The sequence below is a fragment of the uncultured Brachyspira sp. genome (assembly GCF_949287625.1).
In the GTDB taxonomy this organism is placed as follows: domain Bacteria; phylum Spirochaetota; class Brachyspiria; order Brachyspirales; family Brachyspiraceae; genus Brachyspira.
Window position 1 is genome coordinate 1 of the sequence record NZ_CASEGO010000138.1, and the last position, 5,964, is coordinate 5,964.

General features: G+C 27.6%; 5 protein-coding genes. 2 read left to right on the forward strand and 3 right to left on the reverse strand.

Annotation, left to right across the window (positions count from 1 at the left end):
* The first annotated feature begins 275 nt into the window (after positions 1-275).
* Together Q1X91_RS14445 and Q1X91_RS14450 are read left to right on the forward strand one after the other, a co-directional pair.
* On the forward strand, positions 276-677 hold the full coding sequence (locus Q1X91_RS14445; RefSeq protein WP_300759109.1) for a hypothetical protein: 402 nt from the start codon (positions 276-278) through the stop codon (positions 675-677).
* Positions 678-739: 62 nt separating this feature from the next.
* On the forward strand, positions 740-1,231 hold the full coding sequence (locus tag Q1X91_RS14450; protein WP_300759111.1) for a hypothetical protein: 492 nt from the start codon (positions 740-742) through the stop codon (positions 1,229-1,231).
* Positions 1,232-1,786: 555 nt separating this feature from the next.
* Here Q1X91_RS14450 and argH read toward each other — a convergent pair.
* From argH to argF, 3 genes are all read right to left on the reverse strand, one after another.
* Positions 1,787-3,178, reverse strand: coding sequence for an argininosuccinate lyase (gene argH / locus Q1X91_RS14455; RefSeq protein WP_300759113.1), 1,392 nt, complete (start codon positions 3,176-3,178; stop codon positions 1,787-1,789).
* Positions 3,179-3,185: 7 nt separating this feature from the next.
* Complete coding sequence (locus Q1X91_RS14460; protein WP_300759115.1) at positions 3,186-4,406, reverse strand: argininosuccinate synthase; 1,221 nt, start codon at positions 4,404-4,406, stop codon at positions 3,186-3,188.
* Between the two features lie 77 nt (positions 4,407-4,483).
* The gene (argF, locus tag Q1X91_RS14465; protein ID WP_300759117.1) at positions 4,484-5,434 is read right to left on the reverse strand and encodes an ornithine carbamoyltransferase; all 951 of its coding nucleotides are present in this window, start codon (positions 5,432-5,434) and stop codon (positions 4,484-4,486) included.
* Positions 5,435-5,964: the final 530 nt, after the last annotated feature.

Below are 5,964 nucleotides of genomic sequence, written 5' to 3' on the forward strand. Positions count from 1 at the left end.
ATTTTATTTCTTCGTCTGTTAAATTAAAATCCATATTTTGATTATACCATAAATTAAAAAATTGACAAACTTAAAAATTTTCAGTATATACTGAAAATTTTTAAGTTTGTCAACCGCTAAAACTTATTTTATTAACAACTAATAATACTTTATGCTATTTATGATATTTATAATTACATTTAAACTCGAAATTGACAAATCATATTTGTTTAGCTATATATTGAAAATAATATATTATATGTTAATCTTATTAAAATAATAATTAGAGCATATATATGAAATTTAGCTTAAAAAATATAGAATTAATTAAATTTGAATGGGATTATACATACTTAAAAGCTGTATTAAATATAAAAAACAATTATCCTCTAAAAATTAAAGTAAAAAATATTAAAGCAGATTTAGTAAGTATAACAGAAAAGGTTTTTACAAATATTGAATGCGAAGACTTTTCTATAAAAGCTATGAATTCAGATGATATAGTTTTAAATATTACAATAGATAATAAAGAAACATCAGCATTTATACATAATTTTATACATCACAAAAAATCCGTTTTTAAAATACAATTTATCAGCGGCAAATTATATTTATTTTCTTTAATACCAATAAATTTATCAAATAAGAAAAAAAATATAGATATTCTTGATATTATCAAACATTTATATCATTCTTAAAAATATTACTATTTATATTTATATCTGTTATTATTAAATATAATATATAAAAGGTATAATACATGTTAAAAAATACACTATATTTTGCATTAATATTTAGTATAATGTTTTTTGCATCGTCTTGCGAAACATTACAAAAGTCAGCAACAGAAATTACAAGAAGTTATATAGAGGAGCATAAACCAGATATAAAAATAAAAAAAGCCTCTATTTCTGAAGTTAAATTAACAGATATGACTTTAACTACTCTTTTAGAAATAAAAAATAATCTTCCGCTTGAAGTTCCAATAGACAAGGTTCAGATAGATTTAGTTAATACATCTGGTAAAACATTTGCAACAGCAAGTTCTGTAGAAAATTTAACAATACCTGCAAATAAGTCTAAAGAAATTAATATTAATTTTAATGCCAAATATTTAGATGTATTTACTACAGCATTTAATGCCGTAAAAAGTAAAAGTTTCAAATGTACTGCTGCAACAACTTTGACATTTACAATATATGGAATGTCATTTAGTTTCCCTTATGATAAAGAAATAACATTTGTAGAATAAATTTTGTAGAATATACCTAAACAATTATAATTTGTCAAATTTTAGTTATTTATAAATGTAATTATAATTTATAAATAATATGAAGTATTATTTAGTATTAATAAAATATGTTAAAAATGTATTACAATAACTATATTTTAGTAAAAAATGCAGTCTTTTTGCTTCTTTGTGCCACACCTGCCTACGGCACGCAGAGCGAGGCTGACAGCGTCAAAGAACCTTATATCCTCAATAAGCTCGGATACGCTTCGCGAAAGTGCAAGTATTGAAATTATTATTAAATCGTACTAATTATGTTTTATATATTGTATAAATTATATATTTGAACTACAAAATGCAGTTCTTTTGGTTCTTTTATACCACGCCACGGGCGGACAGACGTCATAAAAGAACTGGGGTTTGGGGCAAAGCCCCAACTATAATAAAAAATATTAGATTAAAAATTTATAAATATTAATAAATTTAGTTTTAAAACAAGTCTAATAAATTTTGTAAATAAATAACAAAAAAGAGTGCTTTTTTTAAGCACTCTTTTTTTTGATACAATTAATTTTTTTAGCTCATTTTATTATTATCAAGCCAATTTTCATTAATTTTTATCACTTCTAAAACAGCATTTTCATTAGGGCTTCCCAACATAGTTTTATTAGCAATCTGTGCCTCTGGAGTTATAAAAGAATATATATCATCTTCAAATAGACTGCATTCTTTTTTATACTCTTCTATAGAAAGAGAAGAAAGATTTTTGTTATTATTAATACAGTATACAACAAGTCTTCCAGATATACCGTGAGCATCTCTGAAAGGAATACCTTTTCTTACAAGATAATCAGCAACTTCTGTAGCATTCAAAAATCCTTCATTAACAGAATTAAGCATATTTTCTTTATTAATCTTCATAGTTTTTAAAACATTAGGAAGTATAGATAAACAGTTTTCAACATTTTTTAAAGAGTCAAATATTCCCTCTTTATCCTCCTGCATATCTTTATTGTATGCCAAAGGAAGAGATTTCATTACTGTTAATATAGAAAATAAGTTTCCATACACCCTTCCAGTTTTTCCGCGAATAAGTTCAAGTATATCTGGGTTTTTCTTTTGAGGCATAAGGCTTGAACCTGTTGTAAACTCATCATCAAACTCTATAAACTTAAACTCAGAAGTGGAATATAAAATAAGCTCTTCAGAAAATCGGCTTAAATGCATCATAATTATTGATAAATCAGCTTCAGTTTCAATAACAAAATCTCTGTCAGATACAGCGTCCAAAGAGTTGAGCATTACATTTTTGAAGTTTAATGTTTCAGCAGTTTTTTTATTGTCTATATTGTAAGTGGAACATGCCAAAGCACCAGCTCCAAGAGGCATTACATCTATACGTTTATAAGCGTCATTTAATCTTTCAAAATCCCTTTTAAACATCTCTACATAAGCCCCTAAATAATGTGCAAATGTAATAACCTGTGCTCTTTGAAGATGAGTATAGCCGCTCATATATGTTTTTGTATTTTCCTTTTGAATGCTTATTAAAACAGAAATTAAATTTAGTATAAGAGATTTTATATTTTCTGTTTTGTTTTTTAAATACATTCTAAGGTCAAGGGCTACTTGATCATTTCTGCTTCTTCCAGTATGTACTTTTTTACCAACTTCTCCTACTTTTTCTATAAGCCATTTTTCTATTTGAGTATGAATGTCTTCAAGTTCAAAATCAAATTGAAGTTTATTATTTTCTATTTCTTCTAAAATTTGTTTTAAGCCGTTTATTATAGTTACGCTTTCATCAAGAGGTATAATAGAGCATTCGCCAAGCATTTTTGCATGTGCTATGCTTCCTAATATATCTTCTTTATACATCTTACAGTCAAAAGATAATGATGAATTAAAATCATTAGCTTCCTTATTAAGAGCTTTTGAAAAACGTCCCCCCCATAATTTTTCTTTCATAAATTAATTATTTAACCCCATTTATTTTATTTTGTTCTTTCATTAAGGCATTAACTTTCAAAGGAAGTCCGTATAATGTTATAAAGCCTTCAGCATCTTTGTGATTGTATAATTCGCCTGTAGTAAAGCTAGCCAAACTCTGATTATAAAGAGAATAAGGAGAAGAAGCTCCTGCAGGTATAATATTTCCTTTATATAGTTTTAATTTTACTTTTCCAGTTACAGTTTCCTGAGTTTTATCAACAAAAGCACTCAAAGCCTCACGGAGAGGAGTAAACCATCTTCCGCTGTATACAAGGTCTGTTAATTTATTTGCAACTATAGCTTTGAATGATAAAGTTTCTCTATCTAAGCATAAATGTTCAAGCTCTCTATGTGCGGCATAAAGAATAGTTCCGCCAGGAGTTTCATAAACACCTCTTGATTTTATACCTACTACGCGGTTTTCTACCAAATCAACTATACCTACTGCATGTTTTCCGCCTATTTCATTTAAATATTTTACCAAATCAGCAGGGGCAAACTCCTTACTGTCTGCTTTAACTGGTATTCCTTTTTCAAATTCTAATTCTACAAATTGTGCCTCATTTGGAGCATTTTCAATAGTATTTGATAATTTCAAAAGTTTTTCATAATTAGGCATATTAGCAGGATCTTCAAGCTCCAAACCCTCATGTGATAAATGCCAAAGGTTTTTGTCTCTGGAATAAGAATCATCTTTTTTCATAGGTACTGGTATATTTCTTTCTTCCAAATACTTTATCTCATCTTCGCGTGATGATATATCCCATATTCTCCAAGGGGCTATTATTTCAAGATTAGGTGCTAATGCTTTTACTGTTAATTCAAATCTTACTTGGTCATTTCCTTTTCCTGTAGCTCCATGTGCTATTGCAGAAGCTCCTTCTTTTAATGCTATTTCAACAAGTTTTTTTGCTATTAAAGGACGTGCTGCTGAAGTACCTAAAAGATATTTATCCTCATAAACTGCATCAGCTTTTAATATAGGGTAAATATAATCTGTAACAAATTCATCTTCGCATTTTACTAGATAATATTTTGAAGCACCTGTTTTTATAGCTTTCTCTTCTAGTCCGTCTGTTTCTGTTCCCTGACCTACATCCACACATGCAGCAATGATATCATAATCATAATTTTCTTTAAGCCATGGTATAATAACTGTAGTGTCTAATCCGCCTGAATAGGCTAGTACTAATTTCTTTTTCATAGTGAATTTCCTTTTTTATTTTATTAAAAAAATTAAATATTTATAAAATTGTTTAAATTATCATATATTATTTTTTATTATTCTTTTATTATGCTGCTCATTATAGCCATTTGGGCATGCATTCTGTTTTCTGCTTCAGTATAAATATATTCAGAGTTTATCTTAAATATATCTTCGTTTATCTCTTCGCCTTTATGAGCAGGCAGACAATGAAGGGCTATAGCATTTTTATCTGCAAGAGAAAATAATTCTTTAGTGAGTGTAAAACCTCTGAAATCATTAAATCTCTTTTCCTTTTCTTTTTCTTTTCCCATAGAAGCCCATACATCAGTATATACTATATTAGAATCTTCTACTGCTTTTTTTACATCATTCATAATATCAACAGTGCATCCATTTTCTTTTGCATAATTTTTGGCTAGTTCTGTGATTTTTGAATCAGGTTCATAGCCTTTAGGTGTTGCTGCTTTTATATTAAGTCCAAGCATAGAACAGCCTATTAAAAGACTATTGCATACATTATTCCCGTCTCCTATAAACGAAAGAGTTAATCCCTTTAGCTTTCCGAAATGTTCTTTTATGGTAAATAAATCTCCCATAATTTGACAAGGGTGTGAAAGGTCTGTCAATGCATTTATAACAGGCACTTTTGAATATTTAGCAAAATCCTCTACATCGCTATGAGCAAACGTTCTTATCATAATTAAATCACAGTATCTTGAAATAACATTTGAACTGTCTTCAATACTTTCTCTCTCTCCAAGTATAATTTCATCTTGTTTTAATACAAAAGCATCGCCGCCTAATTTTTTCATTCCTATTTCAAAACTTAAACGTGTTCTTAAACTAGGTTTTGAAAAATACATTACCATAGTTTTATTTTTCATTATATTCATTTCTTCATTATTTTTTATTCTTGCTTTAAGCTCAAAAGTATAATCAATTAATGCTGATAACTCTTGAGGTGTGAAATCTTCTAAATTGATAAAATGTCTTCCAGATAAATTTACTTTTTTTGTATTATTCATAATTTTTACCCATAAATAAAATTTAAACATTATTTTTTGAGTAATACTATATACCGTTTTTATAATATTGCAATAATTTATAATTAAAAAATAAAGAACTATTTTGACAAAATAAAATTGTTCCAGTATATACCTAAACAACTATATTTTGTCAAAATTAGTTTTTATATTTTTATTATTTGTAGGTACTAGCCCTGCGAAGCACACAGTCGTGCCCGCTCTGCGTGCCTTCGGCAACCCCAGTTCTTTTGTGACGCTGTCCGCCTTCGGTGTGACACAAAGAACCAAAAAGACTATATTTAAGGCTAAATTTAATAATATATTCTACATATAAAACATAATTAGTACTATTTAGTATTATTTTTAGACTTGCACTTTTTGGTTCTTTTTGCGGCGGGAAAAAGTTGAATAAAAAAATTGACAAACTTAAAAATTTTCAGTATATACCTAAACAAATATAATTTGTCAAATTTTAGTTATTTATAAATGTAATTATAATTTATTTGTAACATAATATATTTTTATTAATT

Coding starts and splice junctions, on each gene's coding strand:
- Q1X91_RS14445 (WP_300759109.1), top strand. CDS start 276: ATGAAATTTAGCTTAAAAAATATAGAATTAATTAAATTTGAATGGGAT.
- Q1X91_RS14450 (WP_300759111.1), top strand. CDS start 740: ATGTTAAAAAATACACTATATTTTGCATTAATATTTAGTATAATGTTT.
- argH (WP_300759113.1), bottom strand. CDS start 3,178: ATGAAAGAAAAATTATGGGGGGGACGTTTTTCAAAAGCTCTTAATAAG.
- Q1X91_RS14460 (WP_300759115.1), bottom strand. CDS start 4,406: ATGAAAAAGAAATTAGTACTAGCCTATTCAGGCGGATTAGACACTACA.
- argF (WP_300759117.1), bottom strand. CDS start 5,434: ATGAATAATACAAAAAAAGTAAATTTATCTGGAAGACATTTTATCAAT.